This is a genomic window from Chryseobacterium sp. SSA4.19, from assembly GCF_022601875.1.
Classification (GTDB): domain Bacteria; phylum Bacteroidota; class Bacteroidia; order Flavobacteriales; family Weeksellaceae; genus Chryseobacterium.
In genome coordinates, this window is the sequence record NZ_JAKVIP010000007.1 from 89,274 (window position 1) to 108,426 (window position 19,153).

Here is a 19,153-nt window from a genome sequence, read left to right on the forward strand (position 1 = left end):
AATAAATTTATCTGTACTAAACAGCATAAATCAAACAAAAGTTTAGAACTCAATTTATTTTTTTGTATTTTTGCCGACAGATTTTTATTGGAAAAATAACAAATAATGAGTAATGTTTACGATAATATACTTGGCCTAATAGGAAACACTCCTATGGTGAAGCTTAACACTGTGACGAAAGATATTCCTGCAACCGTTTATGCCAAGTTAGAATCATATAATCCTGGACATTCCACTAAAGACAGAATCGCACTTCATATTATAGAGAACGCTGAAAGAAAAGGTTTATTAAAAGAAGATTCCGTAGTGGTAGAAACTACCTCAGGAAATACAGGATTTTCAATTGCAATGGTTTGCATTATTAAAGGATATAAATGTATCCTTGCAGTAAGCGACAAAACCAAGCCTGAAAAAATTGCCTATCTTAAAGCTTTGGGAGCTACGGTATACATTTGCCCGGCCAATGTTCCAGCCAGTGATCCGAGGTCATACTATGAAGTCGCCAAAAGAATAGCGCTGGAAACGCCTAACTCTATTTACATCAATCAATATTTCAACGAACTTAATATTGATGCGCATTACCAGTCTACAGGCCCTGAAATATGGGAACAGACCCAAGGAAAGATTACCCATCTTTTTGCGTGTACGGGAACCGGAGGGACACTATCCGGATCTGCTAAATTTCTGAAAGAAAAAAATCCTGAGATTAAAATTATCGGTGTTGACGCGGACGGGTCTATCCTGAAAAGCTATCATGAAACCGGAGAAATCCATAAAGAAGATGTGCATCCTTATCAGATCGAAGGAATGGGTAAAAACCTGATTCCTTCTGCCCTGCTTTTTGATAAAGTAGACGAGTTTGTGAGGGTGAATGATGAAATGTCCGCTTACAGGACCCGTGAGATTGCCTTAAAGGAAGCTATTATGGGAGGATATACGACAGGTGCTGTCACCCAAGCCCTTATCCAGTATGCACAGTCCCACCAGTTTTCTGAAAATGATCTGGTTGTGCTTATTTATCCCGACCATGGTTCAAGATACATTACCAAAGTGTACAGTGACAAATGGATGGCTGAACAGGGATTCATCAACAATTGTGTTCATAACTACGATGAAGTTTTTAAAACCGAATTCATCAAATAAGAATAAAAGAATTTATACAAATAAAGCCTTTTTTGTAATCACAAAAGGCTTTTTTACTTAAAAAAACAGTAATAAAATGTTGGATATTTTTGACAGAATAAAACAAAACCCAGGACCTCTCGGGCAATTTGCAGATTACGCTGAAGGATATTTTGTTTTTCCCAAACTGGAAGGACCTATCGGCCCAAGAATGAAATTTCAGGGGAAAGATGTGATTTTCTGGAGTGCAAACGATTATTTAGGTCTTTGTAATCATCCGGAAGTATTGGAAGCAGACGCTAAAGCAGCGGCTGAATTCGGGATGTTTTATCCGATGGGGGCAAGAGCCATGTCAGGTGAAACTCAGCAGCATCAGCAATTGGAAAAAGAATTGGCAGAATTTACGCAGAAAGAAGCTGCTTATTTGTTGAATTTCGGTTATCAGGGAATGGTTTCTGCCATTGATGCTTTGGTAACAAGACATGATGTAATTGTTTATGATGCCGATTCTCATGCCTGTATTGTAGACGGGGTGCGTCTTCATATGGGAAAAAGCTTTACATTCAAACATAATGATATAACGAGCTTAGAGAAAAATTTAGCCCGTGCCACTAAGGTAGCAGAAGAAAACGGAGGCGGAATTCTGGTGATTACCGAAGGGGTTTTCGGAATGCGAGGAATGCAGGGAAAACTGAAAGAAATCTGTGAGCTGAAATCAAAATTCAATTTCAGGCTCTTGGTAGATGATGCGCATGGTTTCGGAACTTTAGGCAAAACAGGCGCAGGCGCAGGTGAAGAACAGGGATGCCAGGATCAGATTGATGTTTATTTTTCCACTTTTGCCAAATCTATGGCAGGTTTCGGAGCTTTTCTTTCAGGGGATGAAACGATCATCAGATTTTTAAAATATAATCTGCGTTCTCAGATCTTTGCAAAATCTTTAACCATGCCCATGGTCATCGGAGGATTAAAGAGACTGGAGCTTTTAAGAACCCGCCCGGAAATTAAAGATAAATTATGGGAAAATGTAAATAAGCTTCAAAACGGACTTAAAGAGAGAGGTTTTAACCTGGGTAATACAAACACCTGTGTGACACCGGTTTTCATTGAGGGAACAACCATCGAAGCAACACTTCTAGCGAAGGATTTAAGAGAAAATTACGGCGTTTTCACATCTGTTGTTGTTTACCCTGTAATTCCGAAAGGAATGATTTTATTAAGATTAATTCCGACTGCTTCACATACCGATTCTGAGATTAACGAGACACTTGCCGCGTTTGAAGGTATCCGTGAAAAATTAGTTTCCGGAAAGTACAGGGAAATGGAAAAAGAAATGAACATTGAGTACAAACAAATGTAACCCATTGTCAATATAATTAAAAAGCAGCTGTTAGTGCGTACTAACAGCTGTTTTTTGTTAAAAATTAGTTCAAATAAAATACAATTGACAAATACAAATTTTTAACATATTTTAACTAATATAATGAATATTCTCTTCATTTAACGTTATATTGTGTTAAAAATTAGGCTCTTAAGTATGGTAGGGGTAAATTTGCCCTCATGATTTCAGAACATACAATTATGAAACACAATGTTAAGTACTTAAGAATTGTAATTTTGAGTTTAGTGTTTAGTTTAATTTCTATTGTCGGTAATGCACAAACGCATACCTATTTAGAAAAAAATAAAGCAGTTGCATCTGAGCTTTCAATGAAATACGGAATTCCGGTTTCAGTTATTCTTTCCATAGCATTTGTTGAGTCCGGAGGAGGGACAAGCAAAAGTTCCACAGTTTACAATAATCATTTCGGTATTGTAGGCAAAAATAACCCTCAATCTAAATACAGAAGTTTTTCATCAGCAAGAGAATGCTATGAAGCATTCTGTAAGTTAATCGTAAAAAAGAACTATTACACGGCTTTAAAGGGAAGCACTGATTTTTCTAAGTGGATTAAGGCCATTGCATCTGCAGGCTACTCTACCCGCCCGAAGGAATGGATGAGAAGATTAAACCTGATCTTTACTAAATACAGCCTTTCAGGCATACAAAAAGACCAAAACTTATAATTGATAAGCTCCAATATTTTGGAGCTTATTTTTTTTCATATTTATATTGTCAGGACTAATTTATCTGATTAAATTAGCCAAACAAATTTCCTTACGTTTTATGAATCCAAACAGAAATTGGAGGGTAGTGGTTTTACTCTCCCTGTGCTTTGTTATTTACCTGCTTTCATCGGTTCTGATGTATGTTTTCAAGTTTGAATGGAAACCTTTACAAAATGTAAATTTATTATCAGAAATTATTCATCCTGAAAAATTACATGATAACACCTCGCCGGGAGACAGCCTGGGGAATCTTGCAGCAGATAAGGCCAACAGAGCAAAGGATTTTGAATTGTATAAAAAACCGGATCTGATCACCGATTTTACGAAAGGCGACAGTATTACCGCACTGGTGCATTTCTCTGAAAAATTAGCGCAGCTCAAAAAAACTAAAAAAGGAAAAATAAGAATTGCTTATTTCGGCGACAGTATGATTGAAGGAGATCTGCTTACGCGTAAACTCCGCAAATTGCTGCAAAGTGAATTCGGAGGTTATGGTGTAGGCTACCTGCCAATTCAGAGTAAAGTGGCGCCTGTAAGAGAGACAGCGGAAATAAAAGCCGGCGGATGGAAAACCATTAATTTTATGGATAAAGGCGCTAAAAACATGTATGTTTCCGGGTTCAGTTTCAGCGGTACAGGTACCAGCTATTTTACAGATAAGACCTTGGCCAGCGGTATTATAACAAATAAATTCCTGATTTTCGGTCAGCCGCAGGGCAATGCTGCTGTAAATTATAATGGAGCCAGCATGATGCTTAACGGCATGCAGACTGTGAACAGGCAATTGCTTGCCAATGATACGGTAAGGTCTTACTCTTTTAAAAGCAATACGTCTTCAGTTCCTTATTACGGAGTCAGTTTTGAGTCTGACAACGGGGTTATTGTAGATAATTTTTCTTTCCGCGGTATTACAGGAGTTGAATTTAAAAAGATAGATGAAGATTTCCTGAAAGCAGTTCAGGCAGGAAACCATTATGATCTTATCGTCATGCAGTACGGGGTGAACTTATTATTCAGGCCGGATGATACCGATTATTCTTATTACGTAAAGCTCATGACTCCTAATCTGGTAAAATTCAAAAGCGCATTTCCAAAAACCGATATCCTGATGGTAAGTACAGCAGACAGAGCCTTTAGATATAACGGCGAATTCCAGAGTGCGAAAGGAATTCATAATTTGGTGGAAACCCAGGCAAAAATGGCTTATGATAACAATCTTTCCTTCTTTAATCTTTTTGAAACAATGGGTGGAGAAAATTCTATTGTATCATGGGCCCAGAAAGAGCCTCCTCTCGCCAATAAAGACTATGTGCATCCCAACGGAAGAGGAACTGATATCCTTGCAGAAAAACTGTACCATGCCATGATGAAAGATTATAAAAATTATATTGCTAAAAAAAGATCTGTACAATGAACCACCTAGAGGCATTATTCTCAACTTTTGACTGGAAAACTTTTTTACACCAGTTTGTGTATGATAGTAAAAACCCGCTCTTGTTCAATAACGGGTTTTTCGTATACTTTTTCACACTGTTTATTGTCCTTTTTTATCTTTTAAGAAATAATTTTACAGCCAGAAGATATGTTTTCACTTTCTTTTCACTGTACTTTTTTTATAAAGCTAGCGGCTGGTTTGTGGGATTGGTTATTGTCTCCGCTATTATCAATTACATAATTTCCAACGGGATTGACAGGAGTCCTCAAAAAGCCAGGAAGACAGCGCTTCTTGTACTGAGTATTGTTTTTAATCTCGGGCTTCTATTCTATTACAAGTATACCAACTTTTTCATCACGTTGTATAATGAATTTTCCAGCTCAGAAATCCATCCGCTGAATATCCTGCTTCCGATCGGGATCTCTTTTTTTACGTTTGAAAATTTAAGCTATACCATTGACGTTTACCGCGGAGATTTTAAGCCGGCCAAGAAGTTTACGGATTATCTGTTATTCCTTTCTTTCTTCCCGAAACTGATGATGGGTCCCATTGTCCGGGCGCATGATTTTGTGCCCCAGATCAATCAGCCTTATTTTTTATCGGAACGTGATTTTGCCATGGGCTTTTACCTGATTATTTCCGGTTTGATTAAAAAACTGATCATCTCTGATTATATTACACTCAATCTGGTTAATTATATTTTTGATAATCCCTCCCTGCATGTGGGACTGGAAAATCTTTTTGCCGTGTATGGTTATGCCATGGTAATTTACTGTGATTTCAGCGGCTATAGTGATATTGCCATCGGGATTGCACTTTGGCTCGGGGTAAAAATTCCTGCGAATTTTATGTCCCCCTATCAGAGTAAAAATATTACGGAATTCTGGCGAAGATGGCACATATCCCTTTCCTCATGGCTCAAAGACTATTTGTATATTCCATTGGGAGGCAACCGGAAATTTTCGATTGCATCCATTATTTTTGTATTGGCCTTCCTATGCGGTACCTATTTTACGTCTGTCGGATTGTTTAAATTAGCTCCTCTCTATGCTGTCCTGATTACGGCATTGATGCTGGTTATTTTTGTCCTTCCGGCAGTGATCACAAAAAATTCAAAAGGAATTGCGGCAAATTTCAACCTGCTTACAACCATGCTTTTGGGCGGCTTCTGGCACGGTGCGAGCTGGAACTTTATCATCTGGGGTGCCATCCATGGCATTGGTTTGGGCATCCATAAAATCTGGATGCTTACTACCGGAAAATCTTTTTCAGGATTTAACAACAGTTTTATATACAAGGTTATTATGGGAATTGTGACATTCCATTTTGTATGCTTCGGCTGGATTTTCTTCAGGGCAGAAAATTTTGATACGGCAATTTCTATGCTGAAACAGATCTTCTATAATTTTGATGTCGGTGCTTTCGCTCCTTTCTACGATAATTATAAAGAAGTATTAGGGATGATCGTTTTGGCGATGGCCATTCATCTCATTCCTGAAAATGCAGCAGAAAAATTCATTTCAAAGAGAAGAAGCATTCCCCTGATTGTATATGTGGTGATATTTTTTGCTTTCCTTCTGGTGTACGGGTATTTTAAATCTGCCGAACAGGTACTTCCGATTTATCTGCAGTTTTAGGATCTTTATTTATTTAGTAATTTAGAAAATGCTTTCCATATAAGTTCAGCCTGGTTTTCATAACCGGGCTTTACAAAATGTACTCCGTCCGAATTGGCTTCCTTCTTTATTTGTGCTTTTTTGAATGATCCTTTACCGCCACTGGCTTCATATAAGTTAAAAAAAGCAGCCCTGTTCTGCGCCGCACTTTCCCTGATCCAGCTTACAATTTCAGGAACACGCGATTGTTTTGGAAGATTGTCCGGTGGAGAAATTAACAATACCGGCAGCTGGGCATTCTGCGCACGGAATTTTGTAATAACATCTGTAACAGCGGATTGAAATTCTTCTTTGTCAATGGGAGCAAAAGCTTCATTTGTTCCCAAAGCAATGATCAGAATATCAGGATTCATGGTGACCAGTTGCTGAATCTGGAGCGGATATTTTAAAAAGTCTGCATAGGTAGCACCATTTACTCCTACCGTATTGAATACAACTCCTTTCTCTGCTTTTTTTAAAAACTGGAATCCATAAAATACATTTGCGTCGGAAGAAGAAGCATCGGAACGCATTAAAAATACATTTTGTGGTTCCTTCACGCTGATCTCGGTTTTAAATCCTGTTAATTTCTGTTGGGCAAGAGGGCCTATATAATTTTCAAAATCAGCATTGTATATAAGATAATTTCTTTCTACTCTAAAATTCTCACCTTCGGCAGGATGGAGAATTCTGTTTCCGTTCATCTGCTTGAGTTTTGTTGTCGTACTGTTGTATTTTGAAACAATTTCATGAAAAGTTTCTCCGGCAAGAGCCCTATGATTCAGGTTTTCCGTTCTTTTTTGAACAAAATTTTTAAGAGGCTGTTGTTCACGATAAAGCGTTATTTCTTTTCCGTTCATCTTGGCATCATGGTAAATAATGACCTTATCGAAACTGTCTTGGGGGTTCTTAAAGCTAATTTCTACAAATGAGTTTTCCCTGTTACCAATCACAAAGCCACTGGCTCCGATCTGAGGAAATATTTTTTGTTCATGAACCAGCCTGAAGGTTTCCCATGTCCTGTTGCTTATTGATGTGAAGTCATCAGAACCGTTGGTGTTTGCCACATTATAAGGAAAAACCATTCCGCGTCCCGCATTTCCATATTCGTCCTGGAATTTTTTTCTCAGATATGACGTCAGCCAGTCTGCCTGGATATGAGAATCTCCCATGAAAAGGATCTGCGAAACTTTATTCTGGGTAAGTTTTTCTGTAAAAGGTTGTAAAGTTTCTGCGTTTTCAATCTCCTGTGCCTGCATTCCTGCTGAAAAAAGTAACAAGATAATGCCTAAATTTCTACCCATAATTTTCATACCGTGAATTTATACATTTTTCCGATAGAGGCATCTTATAATCTAAAATAAGTCAGTGTAAATTTTAAGTATTAACTTTGCAAAAATTTTCTTTTGAAAGACCTGCTTCTCATTACGCCGCCTTTTACCCAGCTTAATACTCCTTATCCTGCCACGGCTTATATCAAAGGATTTCTGAATACCAAAAATATTTCAAGCTTTCAGATGGATTTAGGAATAGAAGTTATCCTGAAACTGTTTTCAAGGAACGGTATGAACCATATTTTCAATAAAGAAACCGAAGTTCAGAGTCTTTCTGAAAATGCCCGGCGTATTTTTATGCTGAGAGACGAGTACATAAAAACAATTGATCAGGTCATTGATTTCCTGCAGGGAAAAACCCCTACGCTGGCGAGACAGATCTGTTCCATGAATTTTTTACCGGAAGCTTCCCGCTTTAACCAGCTGGATGATATGGAGTTCGCCTTCGGAAACATGGGATTGCAAGACAAAGCCAAGCACTTAGCAACTTTATACCTGGAAGACCTTTCTGATTATATTGTTGAACACATCGATGCTGATTTCGGATTCAGCAGGTATGCGGAAAGGTTAGGAAAAAGTGCCAATTCTTTTGATGAACTTTATCTGAAACTTTCGGGAAGTCATTCCTTTATTGATGATCTTACCCTGAATATACTTCAGGAAACCCTGGCATCAGTACAGCCTAAGCTGGTTTGTTTTTCTGTTCCTTTTCCCGGAAATTTATATTCTGCTTTCAGATGTGCAAAACTGATTAAAGAAAAGTTTCCTCATATTAAAACGGCAATGGGCGGCGGTTTCCCGAATACGGAATTGAGAGAAGTCAAAGACCAAAGGGTATTTGAGTTTTTTGATTTTATCACTCTGGATGACGGCGAGCTTCCGCTTGAACTGCTGTATGAATATGTAAGTCATCCTGAGCAAAGCGAAGAACCTCAGTTCAAAAGAACTTTTTTGCTTGAGAACCGGCAGGTGGTTTATAAAAACAATTCAAAAAGAACAGATTACAAGCAGGCAGATATCGGAACTCCTGATTATACGGATTTACAGTTAGATCATTATATCTCCGTTATTGAAATTGCCAACCCAATGCACAGCTTGTGGAGCGACGGAAGGTGGAATAAGCTTACGATGGCACACGGCTGCTATTGGGGAAAGTGTACGTTCTGCGATATTTCATTGGATTATATTAAAATTTACGAGCCTGTTTCTGCCAGGATTTTGGTTGACCGCATGGAAGAACTTATCCAGACCACGGGCGAAACAGGATTCCATTTTGTGGATGAAGCAGCTCCTCCGGCTCTGATGAGAGAAGTCGCGCTGGAAATTTTACGCAGAAACTTAGTGGTAACATGGTGGACCAATATCCGTTTTGAAAAAAGTTTTACCAGAGATTTATGTTTTCTGCTGAAGCTTTCCGGATGTGTTGCGGTTTCAGGCGGACTTGAAGTGGCAAGTGACCGTTTACTGAACTTAATTGATAAGGGAATTTCTGTAGAACAGGTTGCAAAAGTAACCAGAAATTTTACTGAAGCGGGAATTATGATCCATGCCTATCTGATGTATGGCTACCCTACCCAAACGATCCAGGAAACGATTGATTCCTTGGAAATGGTTCGCCAGATGTTTGAAATGGGAATTCTGCAAAGCGGTTTCTGGCATCAGTTTGCGATGACTGCCCACTCTCCTGTCGGATTAAATCCGGAAGAATTTGGGGTTATCCCGATGAAACAGGAAATTTTATTTGCCAATAATGATATTGATTTTACCGACACCACAGGGATCGATCACAGTCAATTTAGTTTCGGGTTGAAAAAATCCCTGTTCAATTATATGCATGGAATTAATTTTGAGATTCCGCTTCAGGAATGGTTTGATTTTAAAATTCCGAAAACGGCCGTTCATCCGGATTATATTCATGATTGTTTGTTGGAAGAGGAAGACTTTAAGTTTAGAGGGAGTTCAAAAGTCCTTTTCATCACGAAAAACGTAATCGCTGAGAATCGCGTAAAAACGAAAAAGAAATATACTTATTCGTATACTAAAATTACAGTTCATTTAAAAACCAATATTATAAGCATAGAATTGGAACAGAAACAGGCGGAATGGCTGATGGAAATGTTTAAAGAGTATTCTGCCGGGAACCAGAAAAAAAGTACCCTTCAGCAGCTTAAACTTAATTTTGAAGAAATTCTGGAAGATTTTGAATTATTCTGGTTTTCAAAGCCGATGCAACAGCTTAGAGAGAATGGAGTTATTTTAAGCCTGTAAATTTTCAGGTGTAAGCAAAATAATGCACAGAAAACAAAATCCGGTATGATTTATTTTTCAACCCCATCTTTTGTAACAGTACCGACCGTTAATTTTTCCTGAGGTTTAATAAAATTCGGATCCATAATAGCCATTCTTTCAGCGATGGCTTTATAGGTAGGGAATTTTAATATCGAAGCCCGCCCGGACATTTCCCTGAAAAGGGTAAAGGTTTTTCCTCCTGCTGTTTTTAATTGCTTTGTTGTGGTGATATACCGTCCAATGAGCTTGCTCTTGGCATCGTAAATTTCTATATCTACAAAAGTTTTATCTTTAACCGTATCTTCTGAACCAAAGCTCACCGGCAGATTGGTAAAATATCCAACCGGTTTTCCGTTGCTTAATATTTCCCCTACATTATTAACGGTAATATTCAGCCTGTCAATTTTAGTCCTAGTGGTGTAAGCATCTTTGGTTTTTGTATCCAGCTTTCGTTTCGGATTATTTTTAAAAAGATCATCCAGGTTCTTGATGTTAATTCCCCGCTCATCAATTATTTTAAGCCCTTTTATTGAAGTATATACCGCCGATTTTTCTTCTCCTGAAAATGCTGAAGGTGAAATATAATCCAGCTCGATCGATTTCTCCTGATTGTAAATCCTGTTCAGTTTAATATAGCTGTCCCGGACGGAATCGACAACACTTTTATCAACAAATTCGATGGTATAAATCGGGGTCTCTTTAAGGTCCATAAAAGTATAAATGGATGATTTATTGGCAACTTTAGCCACATGCACTCCGTCAATGCTTACAATTCCCCTTTTGGTCTTGATATTCTGGGCATTTAAAACAAGCCCCAACACTGTAAATAATATGATTAAACTTCTCTTCATGAAACCAGATTCTTACATAAATAAAAAAAGTGTAACAAAGTTACACTTTCTTGAAAATATATTTAGCTCTTCATTTAATTATTCACAAAGGATAATTCCTTTATTATGATTAAATTCTACAACACCGCTCGTGATAGGATAAGAAAAAACAGAATCTTTCTCATTTTCTTTGGTAAAATATTTTGCATACGTTTCGTTAATTGATTTCGTATACAATTTTACACTACCTCCGGTTAAAGAAGAAACGATCCCTGCGTGGTTCGTCATGATGTGGAATTCACCATGCTTACCGGGCAGCAATACAGAGTCTACTTCTCCTTCAAAAACAACGTATTCTGGCGTTAAAATTTTTATATTCATTTTATAATTTAGATTAAAAGATTAAAAGATTGAAGATTAAAAGATTCTTGACAAATAATGTCTCTCATCTCAGGTCTAAAAATCTTATGTCTAATTCATTAAGCATTATCAGCCAACATTTTTTGTCCTGCTTCAATCGCTTCTTCGATCGTACCCTTAAGGTTGAAAGCAGCTTCCGGTAAATGGTCTAATTCACCATCGATAATCATATTGAATCCTTTGATGGTATCTTTGATGTCTACCAATGATCCCGGAATCCCTGTAAACTGTTCTGCTACGTGGAAAGGCTGAGATAAGAATCTCTGAACTTTTCTTGCACGGTAAACCACTGATTTATCTTCTTCAGAAAGTTCTTCCATCCCTAAGATCGCGATGATATCTTGAAGGGCTTTGTATCTCTGAAGGATTTCTTTCACTCTCTGAGCACAGTTATAATGTTCTTCACCTATAATTTCCGGAGCCAAAATTCTTGATGTAGATGCCAATGGATCTACAGCCGGATAAATACCTAACGAAGCAATTTTTCTGTCAAGTACGGTTGTTGCATCAAGGTGGGCAAATGTAGTTGCCGGTGCAGGGTCAGTTAAGTCATCCGCAGGTACATATACTGCCTGTACTGAAGTAATGGAACCGTTTTTCGTTGAAGTAATTCTTTCCTGCATCGCACCCATTTCAGATGCCAGTGTCGGTTGGTAACCTACCGCGGATGGCATACGGCCAAGAAGTGCAGATACCTCGGAACCAGCCTGTGTAAAACGGAAGATATTATCTACGAAGAAAAGTACGTCTCTACCCTGTCCGCTTTCTCCACCGTCTCTGTAGTATTCAGCTAATGTAAGACCTGAAAGGGCTACTCTTGCTCTTGCTCCAGGCGGCTCGTTCATCTGTCCGAAAACGAATGCAGCTTTTGAATCTTTCATAGCTTCTACATCTACTTTAGAAAGATCCCAGCCACCGTTTTCCATAGAGTGCATGAAATCATCACCGTATTTAATAATACCTGATTCCAGCATCTCTCTTAAAAGGTCATTTCCTTCTCTCGTTCTTTCCCCTACTCCGGCGAAAACAGAAAGACCTCCGTGTCCTTTTGCAATATTGTTAATCAATTCCTGAATCAGTACTGTTTTACCTACACCGGCACCACCAAATAATCCGATTTTACCTCCTTTTGCATAAGGCTCAACCAAGTCGATTACTTTAATCCCTGTAAATAAAACTTCTGCAGAAGTTGAAAGTTGATCAAATTTAGGAGCTGGTCTGTGAATTGGAAGACCACCTTCCTTAGAAATATTTTGAAGCCCATCGATAGCATCACCAACAACGTTGAATAGTCTTCCGTTTACAGCATCGCCGATCGGCATGGTAATAGGATTTCCGAATCCGATTACATCCTGTCCTCTCTGAAGACCGTCTGTAGCATCCATTGCGATACATCTTACCGTATCTTCACCAATATGTTGTTCTACTTCTAAGACTACTTTTTCACCGTTTCCTTTTGTAATTTCCAATGCGTCATAAATGCTCGGAATTGCTTCCACATTTGTAAAGACTACATCGATTACAGGACCAATAATTTGAGAAATTTTTCCTTTAATTTGGTTTGCCATTGCTAAATTTTTTCTTGGTGCAAATATAATGATTCTTCATAAACCTACAATTGGTAAAAAAAGATTTTTATCATACTTTTTCAAGCAGTGCAGTAATATAATAATTTAACGGTTTACAATCAAATTACTGATGGCAGAAACAGCTGGCATGATATTGTTAAATTGCTACATTACTATATTGTTACGTTAGTTTGCTACATTATATCTATATTTGCAGTCAAATTTTTTCCGCTTTGAAAGTTTTCAAAAATTTCTCAGATTATTCTTCCCATAAGCCTTTAGCATTATCTTTAGGAATGTTTGACGGTGTCCACCTCGGGCATAAAAGTATCATTGATGAGCTGATAAAAACAGGTTCAGAAAATAATTTGGAGACGGCGGTACTTACTTTCTGGCCGCATCCGAGGTTTGTTTTTAATCCGAATGAAGATTTAAAGCTGCTGAATACGGTGGAAGAAAAGAAATTTCTGCTGGAAAAGTATGGAATCGACCATTTATTTCTAAAAGAATTTGATGAAGAGTTCCGTAACCTGACAGGAGAAGAGTTTGTCCGTCAGATTTTGATTGAGAAATTACATGTTAAATATCTAATTATCGGGTATGATCATTCTTTCGGAAAGAACAAAAGCGGCAACTTTGAACTGCTGAAAAAACTGTCAGCGGAACTGGGTTTTGAAGTGGAACAGATGGAGGCGATCAACATCCATGAAAATAACATCAGCTCTACCAAAATCAGAAATGCACTTCTAGCCGGGGACATCAAAAGGGCCAACGAAATGCTGGGGTATTCTTATTCTGTCTCAGGGTCTGTGGTTCACGGGAAAAAGATCGGGAGAACCATCGGATATCCTACGGCCAATATTGAAACAGATTCCATTAAGCTTCTGCCTAAAAAAGGTGCTTACATTGTAGAAGTATTCTTAAAAGACAGAAAATATAAGGGAATGCTGAGCATTGGCACAAACCCTACTGTAAACGGAGAAAAACTGACCGTTGAAGTCTATATTCTTGATTTTAATGATGATATTTATGGTGAAGACATTACCGTAAGTTTCAGGGATTTCCTTCATGACGAAATTAAATTTGAAGGTCTTGAGAAACTGATTGAAAAACTGGATGAGGATAAAAAACTTACGGAAGAATTTGTGTTTTAATTATTTTCAATTTCTTCTCTTTGTTTTTTTGTCAAAGATTTAAATACCAGTTCATACGACTGATCGATAAGTCGCAAAATCAGATCCTTTTTTAAGCCATCGGTTAAAACGGAATTCCAATGGGTCTTGTTCATATGATAAGCACCTGTAATTTGCGGATATTGTTCCCTGAGCTCAGCACTCCATTCAGGATCGGTTTTTACATTGATACCCAACGGCTGTTTTTCCAGAGCGACCAAAAGAAACATTTTTGTTCCCACTTTCAGGACAAGAGTTTCATTATCAAAAGGAAAACTTTCTGTAACCCCTTTTTTGGCAAGGCAATACTCTAAAATTTCGTTGATATCCATATTATAAGCAATAAGTAATGATAAAAAGATTATTCTGAAAATATTTTAATTCAAAATCTTTAATCATTTATTGCTCCAAATTTAGTAAATTTAAGAAGCAAACAACACATCATAAACAAGATTATTATGAAAGCTCTCGTCATCGGTGCTACAGGCGCTACAGGAAAAGATCTGGTTCAGCAGCTGCTTCACGACACAGATTTTGAACAGGTCGATATTTTTGTAAGAAAACCTGTTGATATTCAACATAATAAACTTGCAGTACATGTAATAAACTTTGATCATCCTGAAGAGTGGAAAAATGCAGTAAAAGGCGATGTTGCTTTTTCCTGTTTGGGAACAACCCTGAAAGCCGCAGGAAGTAAGGAGGCGCAGAGGAAGGTAGATTTTAACTACCAGTATGAATTTGCAAAAGCTGCCAGAGAGAACAATGTAAACGATTATATCTTAGTGTCTGCATACGGAGCTGATCCTAAATCCAAGATTTTTTATTCTAAAATGAAAGGGGAGCTCGAAACAGCGGTGAAAGAACTGCATTTTGAGAAGATTACTATTTTTAAGCCGGGCATGCTGGAAAGAAAAGATTCTGAACGAACCGGAGAAGTATTGGGAAGCAGGATTATAAAATTTGCCAATAAAATAGGCCTTTTTGAAAGTCAGAAACCGTTGCCTACTGATGTCTTAGCCAAAGCCATGATCAATTCTTCTAAAATAAAAAGCAATGGTTATTCCAGCGTAAAACTGGGAAATATTTTTGCCTTTGCAGAGAAAAGCAATGATTAAAATAAAAATACCTTTAATAAAAATCAGGCTCCACTCATTGATTGAATGGAGCCTTGATAATTTATAGTAATGAAGACTTATTTCAAATATTTTGTAATCGCTTCATCGGTGGGCTTCGTTGTGCTCACAAAAGAATCGATCAGTTTTCCGTTTTCATCAATTAAGAACTTGGTAAAATTCCAAAGGATGGTTGTGTTTTTAACCCCGTTTAAATCTTTTTCCGTTAAATACTTAAAAATTGGAGCCGTATCGCTTCCTTTTACGGAAACTTTAGCGGCCAAAGGAAATGTTACTCCAAAATTTTTCTGGCAGAAAGCGCCGATTTCTTTATTGGTTCCTGGCTCCTGACCACCGAAATTGTTTGCCGGAAATCCTACCACCACAAGTTTATCTTTATATTCCTGGGAAACTTTTTCCAGATCGGCATATTGTGGGGTAAAACCACATTCGGAAGCCGTATTGACTATAAGAATCTTCTTTCCTTTAAAATCGGCAAAATTAATCTCCTTACCTTCTTCCAGGGCCGGAACTTTATAATCGTATATTGATTTTCCCATAAGTTCTTTAGTTTTTGATTTAGATACATCACTTTTTTTCTGGGCACAGCTGTTAAGAAATGCGACAAAAGAAAGCATCACGATAAATAACTTTTTCATAATGATTTTTATTTAATTTAAAATTTAAAGGTATTGGTAGGGAATACTTTATTGGTATCGATCCTGTTGATCAGCATCACATAATCTCCGTCTTTCTTAGTACTGGAAGATTCAATCCTGAAAGGCATCGAAAGGCTCCCTATTTTCCTGTACTCTGAATAATCAAGTGTTTCATCTTTTTTTATTTCTCTTAAAAGCATGTAGGTTCTGGTATCGAAATAATAGATGTTCTTGTTCACATTTTTGGTCAGTTCCACTTTATGGCAGTAAATGTTGCCGATCTTTTCTTTTCCCAGATATTTGGCAGCAAAACCTTTGCTTTCCCAGTCAATAAAATCATTATCAAAACTCTCCGGGACATATTCTGCATATTCCTGAACTTTATTGTTGGCATAATTCATAGCGTAGCCTTTTGATCCGTCGTACCCTTCAATAGCCGTATCTTTTCCGTTTATGGTAATTACGGTTTTTGTAAGATTCGGACGCTGCTGATAAATTTTTATCGGGTATTCATCTTTAACCCCTAAAATTACTTTCCCCTGAAGCAGTACTGAATTTAATAATTTCCAATTTGTTAATCCTCCGGACAGTTCTATGTTTTTATCGATGATTTCCTTTGCGGTCTGGGCAAAAAAAGATTGTGAAAGTACCAGGACGAAAACTAAAAGCAACTTCTTCATTCAATTTATTTATAATTTCAAATATAAGGTTTTATTAATTTACCAATGTATCAGTTTAACAATTTACCAGTTAATTAGATAATAAGTTCCTAGCTTTTTCGAGATCCTCTGGCGTATCAATTCCTACACCGATGAAATTGGTTTCGATCATCTTGATTTTCATTCCGTATTCCAGGTACCGGATACATTCTATCTTTTCCGAAATTTCCAGCGGTTTCATTTCCAGTTTGGAAAACTGGATCAGCGCATGTTTTCTGAAAGCATAAACGCCAATATGCTTAAAATACCCAGCATTATAGGAAATTTCACGGTGAAAAGGAATGACTGAACGGCTGAAATACAGTGCAAAACCGTTGTTATCAGTAATTACTTTTACGTTATTCGGGTTTTCAATTTCTTCTTTTTCTGTCAGTTTTATTTTTAAAGAGGCCAGAGAAATTTCCTGATTTTCGTCTTTATAAAATACCTGGATCAGCTGTTTGAGCGGCTCTAATTTAAGAAACGGTTCATCTCCTTGTACATTGATGACGATATCACAGTCAATATTCTGTACGGCTTCTGCAATCCTGTCACTTCCGGTTTCGTGTTGGCCGGTCATCACCGCTTTTCCTCCATGCTTTACGATTTCATCAAAAATGATCTCGGAATCCGTGGCCACGAATACTTCATCAAACAAGCCGGTTTCCATGACATTCTGATAGGTTGTGGTAATAACGGTTTTCTCTCCCAGCATCTGCATCAGCTTTGCAGGGAAACGGCTTGCTTCGTAACGTGCAGGAATGACGGCTATTATTTTCATTTTAGTTTAGTTTTAATTTAATGATGATTCTATTTAACGTAAATAATGAACCAAAAAGATTATTCCATAGATCCAGGAAATATATAAAAATGAATATACAAACCCAAAAGAAAAACTTTTTAATGCATTTCTTCTGCAATATTTAGAATTCTTAAATACCAAACGTAAAGCTCGGAAAAAAATCCAATATAACATGGCTGTAAAAAATAAAACTGTTGCCCAAAAGAAAATTCCCAGAAAATATAAAAGGAAAACAAAAACTATTGAAATCAGTATCCATAGAATAACTGAAAAAATAATACCTCCGATCCCGTCTCCCAATGCCGGACCATCAAAATCAAAACTTCCTATTTCAGGAGTTTTATCTGATAATTTTTTAATTCTTTCTTTTGTTAAAATATGCCCGGTATTATCTTTTAATTTTAAGCCATAAAACAGTCCTAAACTTATAAATAGGAAAAATGCAGCAGCCAGAATTGATGTTGACACAATAGAATTCTGAAATAAAGACCTATGAGAATGAATACCGGAAATCCAAACACTTAAAATAACTAAAACAATGATAATTAATGCTGAATAATTCAAAATTTTAGTTTCAAGAAAATATTTTTTAGGTATTTTCATTTTGCATGGTAAATTTAAAAATCTAACAGTGTGACAATTAATAAACTGTTACACTGTTAGATTGGTATATTATATAATCATTATTTTAAAGCATTCAAGGCAGCTTCCAGTTTCGGCATCATTGCAGAAATTTCCTCAGTGGCCAAACCTCCTACAGAAGCACGGAACCAAGGTTCGTTTTTAGCTTCTCCGAATGCAGAGAAAGGAACCAGTGCTACTCCGGCTTCATTAATAAGATAAAATACAAGGTCTGAAGAATTTTCAATTACAGAGCCATCCGGTTTGGTTTTCCCGATATATTCCAACTTGATTGTAAGATACATTGCACCCATGGGTTCAATGCTGTCAACGGAAAGACCTCTTTCTTTCAGATCCTGAATTCCATTATGAAGCACCTTTAAGCTCGTCTCCAGTTTCCCTTTGAAATCTTCTACGAAAGCATTCACATCATCCGGGTTTTCAAAATATTTTGCAGTAGCTTCCTGTTCCGGTTTTGGAGCCCATGCTCCCACGTGTGTAAGAAGGGCTTTCATCTTATCCATGATATGAGCCGGACCGAATCCCCATCCTACCCGAACACCTGTTGCAGCCAGACATTTTGAAATACCGTCAATATAAACGGTGTACTCTTTCATTTCAGGGAAAAGAGAAACCGGATCAACGTGCTCTGCCCCGAAAGTCAGATTGGAATAGATCTGGTCATACATTAAATATAATGGTTTTTCATCCTCTCCTCTCTGTTTGTTTTCGGCGATAACCAGTTCACAGATTTCTGACAGCTGTTCTCTGGTAAACATCGTCCCTGTAGGGTTTAACGGTGAACAAAGTGCCAATAAAACAGCTCCGGATAAATGGGGCTTCAAATCATCTGCGGTAGGAAGGAAATTATTTTCATGGGTTGTCTTCACTTCTACCGCATCAGCAGATGTAAGGTATGCATAATGATTATTATTCCAAGAAGGGATAGGATAAATTACTTTATCACCTTCATCCACGATGGTTTTATATACTGCATAGATCAAAGGTCTTGAACCTGCTGTAATTAAAATGTCATTAGGTGAATATTCCAGGTTCCATCTTGTTTTCAGGTCTTTTGAAACTTCTTTTCTTAAAGATAAAAGTCCGTTAGCCGGCGGATAATTTGTCAGATTATTCTGATAAGCTTTCTGAATTTCTTCCTTTAACTTTGCAGGAATAGGATAAATATTAGAATTCAGGTCACCAATGGTAAGGTTTGCTATTTCCGCTCCTTTTGCCTTTAAATCATTTACTTCGTTACCAATTTTTACAATTTCAGAACCGATCAGGTTCGCCGCTAATTTTGAAACTTTCACTTTACTTTTAT

At 37.4% G+C, this 19,153-nt stretch carries 18 protein-coding genes; 8 read left to right on the forward strand and 10 right to left on the reverse strand.

What is annotated here, in order from left to right:
* The first annotated feature begins 105 nt into the window (after nt 1-105).
* From MKJ01_RS06690 to MKJ01_RS06710, 5 genes are all read left to right on the forward strand, one after another.
* A complete protein-coding gene (locus MKJ01_RS06690; protein ID WP_241612786.1) occupies nt 106-1,143 on the forward strand; it encodes a PLP-dependent cysteine synthase family protein in 1,038 nt (345 codons plus the stop codon).
* Between the two features lie 79 nt (nt 1,144-1,222).
* Entirely contained in the window at nt 1,223-2,482 is a 1,260-nt protein-coding gene (locus MKJ01_RS06695) for a pyridoxal phosphate-dependent aminotransferase family protein (protein ID WP_241632549.1), read from the forward strand.
* 221 nt (nt 2,483-2,703) lie between these two features.
* A complete protein-coding gene (locus MKJ01_RS06700) occupies nt 2,704-3,189 on the forward strand; it encodes a glucosaminidase domain-containing protein (RefSeq protein ID WP_241632541.1) in 486 nt (161 codons plus the stop codon).
* A 100-nt stretch (nt 3,190-3,289) separates the two neighbouring features.
* Nucleotides 3,290-4,645 (forward strand): hypothetical protein, encoded by a 1,356-nt coding sequence (locus tag MKJ01_RS06705; protein WP_241612788.1) that lies wholly within the window; start codon nt 3,290-3,292, stop codon nt 4,643-4,645.
* The gene (locus MKJ01_RS06710) at nt 4,642-6,303 is read left to right on the forward strand and encodes an MBOAT family protein (RefSeq protein WP_241612789.1); all 1,662 of its coding nucleotides are present in this window, start codon (nt 4,642-4,644) and stop codon (nt 6,301-6,303) included. The genes MKJ01_RS06705 and MKJ01_RS06710 overlap by 4 nt, the downstream gene beginning before the upstream one ends.
* A 5-nt stretch (nt 6,304-6,308) precedes the next feature.
* Here the strand turns inward: MKJ01_RS06710 and MKJ01_RS06715 are convergent, their stop codons facing one another.
* Nucleotides 6,309-7,625 (reverse strand): GDSL-type esterase/lipase family protein, encoded by a 1,317-nt coding sequence (locus MKJ01_RS06715; RefSeq protein ID WP_241612790.1) that lies wholly within the window; start codon nt 7,623-7,625, stop codon nt 6,309-6,311.
* Nucleotides 7,626-7,727: 102 nt separating this feature from the next.
* Between MKJ01_RS06715 and MKJ01_RS06720 the strand changes: the two genes are divergently transcribed.
* Nucleotides 7,728-9,923, forward strand: a complete 2,196-nt coding sequence (locus MKJ01_RS06720) for a radical SAM protein (protein WP_241612791.1) — start codon at nt 7,728-7,730, stop codon at nt 9,921-9,923.
* Between the two features lie 50 nt (nt 9,924-9,973).
* On the opposite strand, the gene MKJ01_RS06725 is transcribed toward MKJ01_RS06720, so the two are convergent.
* The 3 genes from MKJ01_RS06725 to atpD form a co-directional block, all read right to left on the reverse strand.
* Nucleotides 9,974-10,795 carry a hypothetical protein gene (locus MKJ01_RS06725; RefSeq protein WP_241612793.1) on the reverse strand — a complete coding sequence of 274 codons (822 nt, stop codon included), beginning with the start codon at nt 10,793-10,795 and terminating at the stop codon, nt 9,974-9,976.
* Nucleotides 10,796-10,873: 78 nt separating this feature from the next.
* A complete protein-coding gene (locus tag MKJ01_RS06730; protein ID WP_241612795.1) occupies nt 10,874-11,155 on the reverse strand; it encodes a F0F1 ATP synthase subunit epsilon in 282 nt (93 codons plus the stop codon).
* Nucleotides 11,156-11,253: 98 nt separating this feature from the next.
* Nucleotides 11,254-12,762 carry a F0F1 ATP synthase subunit beta gene (gene atpD / locus MKJ01_RS06735; RefSeq protein ID WP_241612797.1) on the reverse strand — a complete coding sequence of 503 codons (1,509 nt, stop codon included), beginning with the start codon at nt 12,760-12,762 and terminating at the stop codon, nt 11,254-11,256.
* Between the two features lie 233 nt (nt 12,763-12,995).
* On the opposite strand from atpD, the gene MKJ01_RS06740 reads away from it, so the two are divergent.
* Nucleotides 12,996-13,916, forward strand: coding sequence for a bifunctional riboflavin kinase/FAD synthetase (locus MKJ01_RS06740; protein ID WP_241612799.1), 921 nt, complete (start codon nt 12,996-12,998; stop codon nt 13,914-13,916).
* Here the strand turns inward: MKJ01_RS06740 and MKJ01_RS06745 are convergent.
* On the reverse strand, nt 13,913-14,266 hold the full coding sequence (locus MKJ01_RS06745; RefSeq protein ID WP_241612801.1) for an MmcQ/YjbR family DNA-binding protein: 354 nt from the start codon (nt 14,264-14,266) through the stop codon (nt 13,913-13,915). The two genes, MKJ01_RS06740 and MKJ01_RS06745, sit on opposite strands and share 4 nt — an antisense overlap.
* 126 nt (nt 14,267-14,392) lie before the next feature.
* On the opposite strand from MKJ01_RS06745, the gene MKJ01_RS06750 reads away from it, so the two are divergent.
* A complete protein-coding gene (locus tag MKJ01_RS06750) occupies nt 14,393-15,049 on the forward strand; it encodes an NAD(P)H-binding protein (RefSeq protein ID WP_241612804.1) in 657 nt (218 codons plus the stop codon).
* A gap of 77 nt (nt 15,050-15,126) precedes the next feature.
* On the opposite strand, the gene MKJ01_RS06755 is transcribed toward MKJ01_RS06750, so the two are convergent.
* From MKJ01_RS06755 to MKJ01_RS06775, 5 genes are all read right to left on the reverse strand, one after another.
* Nucleotides 15,127-15,705 (reverse strand): glutathione peroxidase, encoded by a 579-nt coding sequence (locus MKJ01_RS06755; protein ID WP_241612806.1) that lies wholly within the window; start codon nt 15,703-15,705, stop codon nt 15,127-15,129.
* Between the two features lie 17 nt (nt 15,706-15,722).
* Nucleotides 15,723-16,385 carry an outer membrane lipoprotein-sorting protein gene (locus MKJ01_RS06760; RefSeq protein WP_241612808.1) on the reverse strand — a complete coding sequence of 221 codons (663 nt, stop codon included), beginning with the start codon at nt 16,383-16,385 and terminating at the stop codon, nt 15,723-15,725.
* 70 nt (nt 16,386-16,455) lie between these two features.
* Complete coding sequence (gene kdsB / locus MKJ01_RS06765) at nt 16,456-17,184, reverse strand: 3-deoxy-manno-octulosonate cytidylyltransferase (RefSeq protein WP_241612810.1); 729 nt, start codon at nt 17,182-17,184, stop codon at nt 16,456-16,458.
* Between the two features lie 33 nt (nt 17,185-17,217).
* Nucleotides 17,218-17,673, reverse strand: coding sequence for a hypothetical protein (locus MKJ01_RS06770; RefSeq protein ID WP_241632543.1), 456 nt, complete (start codon nt 17,671-17,673; stop codon nt 17,218-17,220).
* 215 nt (nt 17,674-17,888) lie between these two features.
* Entirely contained in the window at nt 17,889-19,142 is a 1,254-nt protein-coding gene (locus MKJ01_RS06775; RefSeq protein WP_241612814.1) for an aminotransferase class I/II-fold pyridoxal phosphate-dependent enzyme, read from the reverse strand.
* Nucleotides 19,143-19,153: the final 11 nt, after the last annotated feature.

Excerpts from the sequence above, each read along its gene's own strand:
- MKJ01_RS06690 (WP_241612786.1), top strand. The coding sequence starts at position 106 with ATGAGTAATGTTTACGATAATATACTTGGCCTAATAGGAAACACTCCT.
- MKJ01_RS06700 (WP_241632541.1), top strand. The coding sequence starts at position 2,704 with ATGAAACACAATGTTAAGTACTTAAGAATTGTAATTTTGAGTTTAGTG.
- MKJ01_RS06705 (WP_241612788.1), top strand. The coding sequence starts at position 3,290 with ATGAATCCAAACAGAAATTGGAGGGTAGTGGTTTTACTCTCCCTGTGC.
- MKJ01_RS06710 (WP_241612789.1), top strand. The coding sequence starts at position 4,642 with ATGAACCACCTAGAGGCATTATTCTCAACTTTTGACTGGAAAACTTTT.
- MKJ01_RS06715 (WP_241612790.1), bottom strand. The coding sequence starts at position 7,625 with ATGGGTAGAAATTTAGGCATTATCTTGTTACTTTTTTCAGCAGGAATG.
- MKJ01_RS06725 (WP_241612793.1), bottom strand. The coding sequence starts at position 10,795 with ATGAAGAGAAGTTTAATCATATTATTTACAGTGTTGGGGCTTGTTTTA.
- MKJ01_RS06730 (WP_241612795.1), bottom strand. The coding sequence starts at position 11,155 with ATGAATATAAAAATTTTAACGCCAGAATACGTTGTTTTTGAAGGAGAA.
- atpD (WP_241612797.1), bottom strand. The coding sequence starts at position 12,762 with ATGGCAAACCAAATTAAAGGAAAAATTTCTCAAATTATTGGTCCTGTA.
- MKJ01_RS06745 (WP_241612801.1), bottom strand. The coding sequence starts at position 14,266 with ATGGATATCAACGAAATTTTAGAGTATTGCCTTGCCAAAAAAGGGGTT.
- MKJ01_RS06750 (WP_241612804.1), top strand. The coding sequence starts at position 14,393 with ATGAAAGCTCTCGTCATCGGTGCTACAGGCGCTACAGGAAAAGATCTG.
- MKJ01_RS06755 (WP_241612806.1), bottom strand. The coding sequence starts at position 15,705 with ATGAAAAAGTTATTTATCGTGATGCTTTCTTTTGTCGCATTTCTTAAC.
- MKJ01_RS06760 (WP_241612808.1), bottom strand. The coding sequence starts at position 16,385 with ATGAAGAAGTTGCTTTTAGTTTTCGTCCTGGTACTTTCACAATCTTTT.
- kdsB (WP_241612810.1), bottom strand. The coding sequence starts at position 17,184 with ATGAAAATAATAGCCGTCATTCCTGCACGTTACGAAGCAAGCCGTTTC.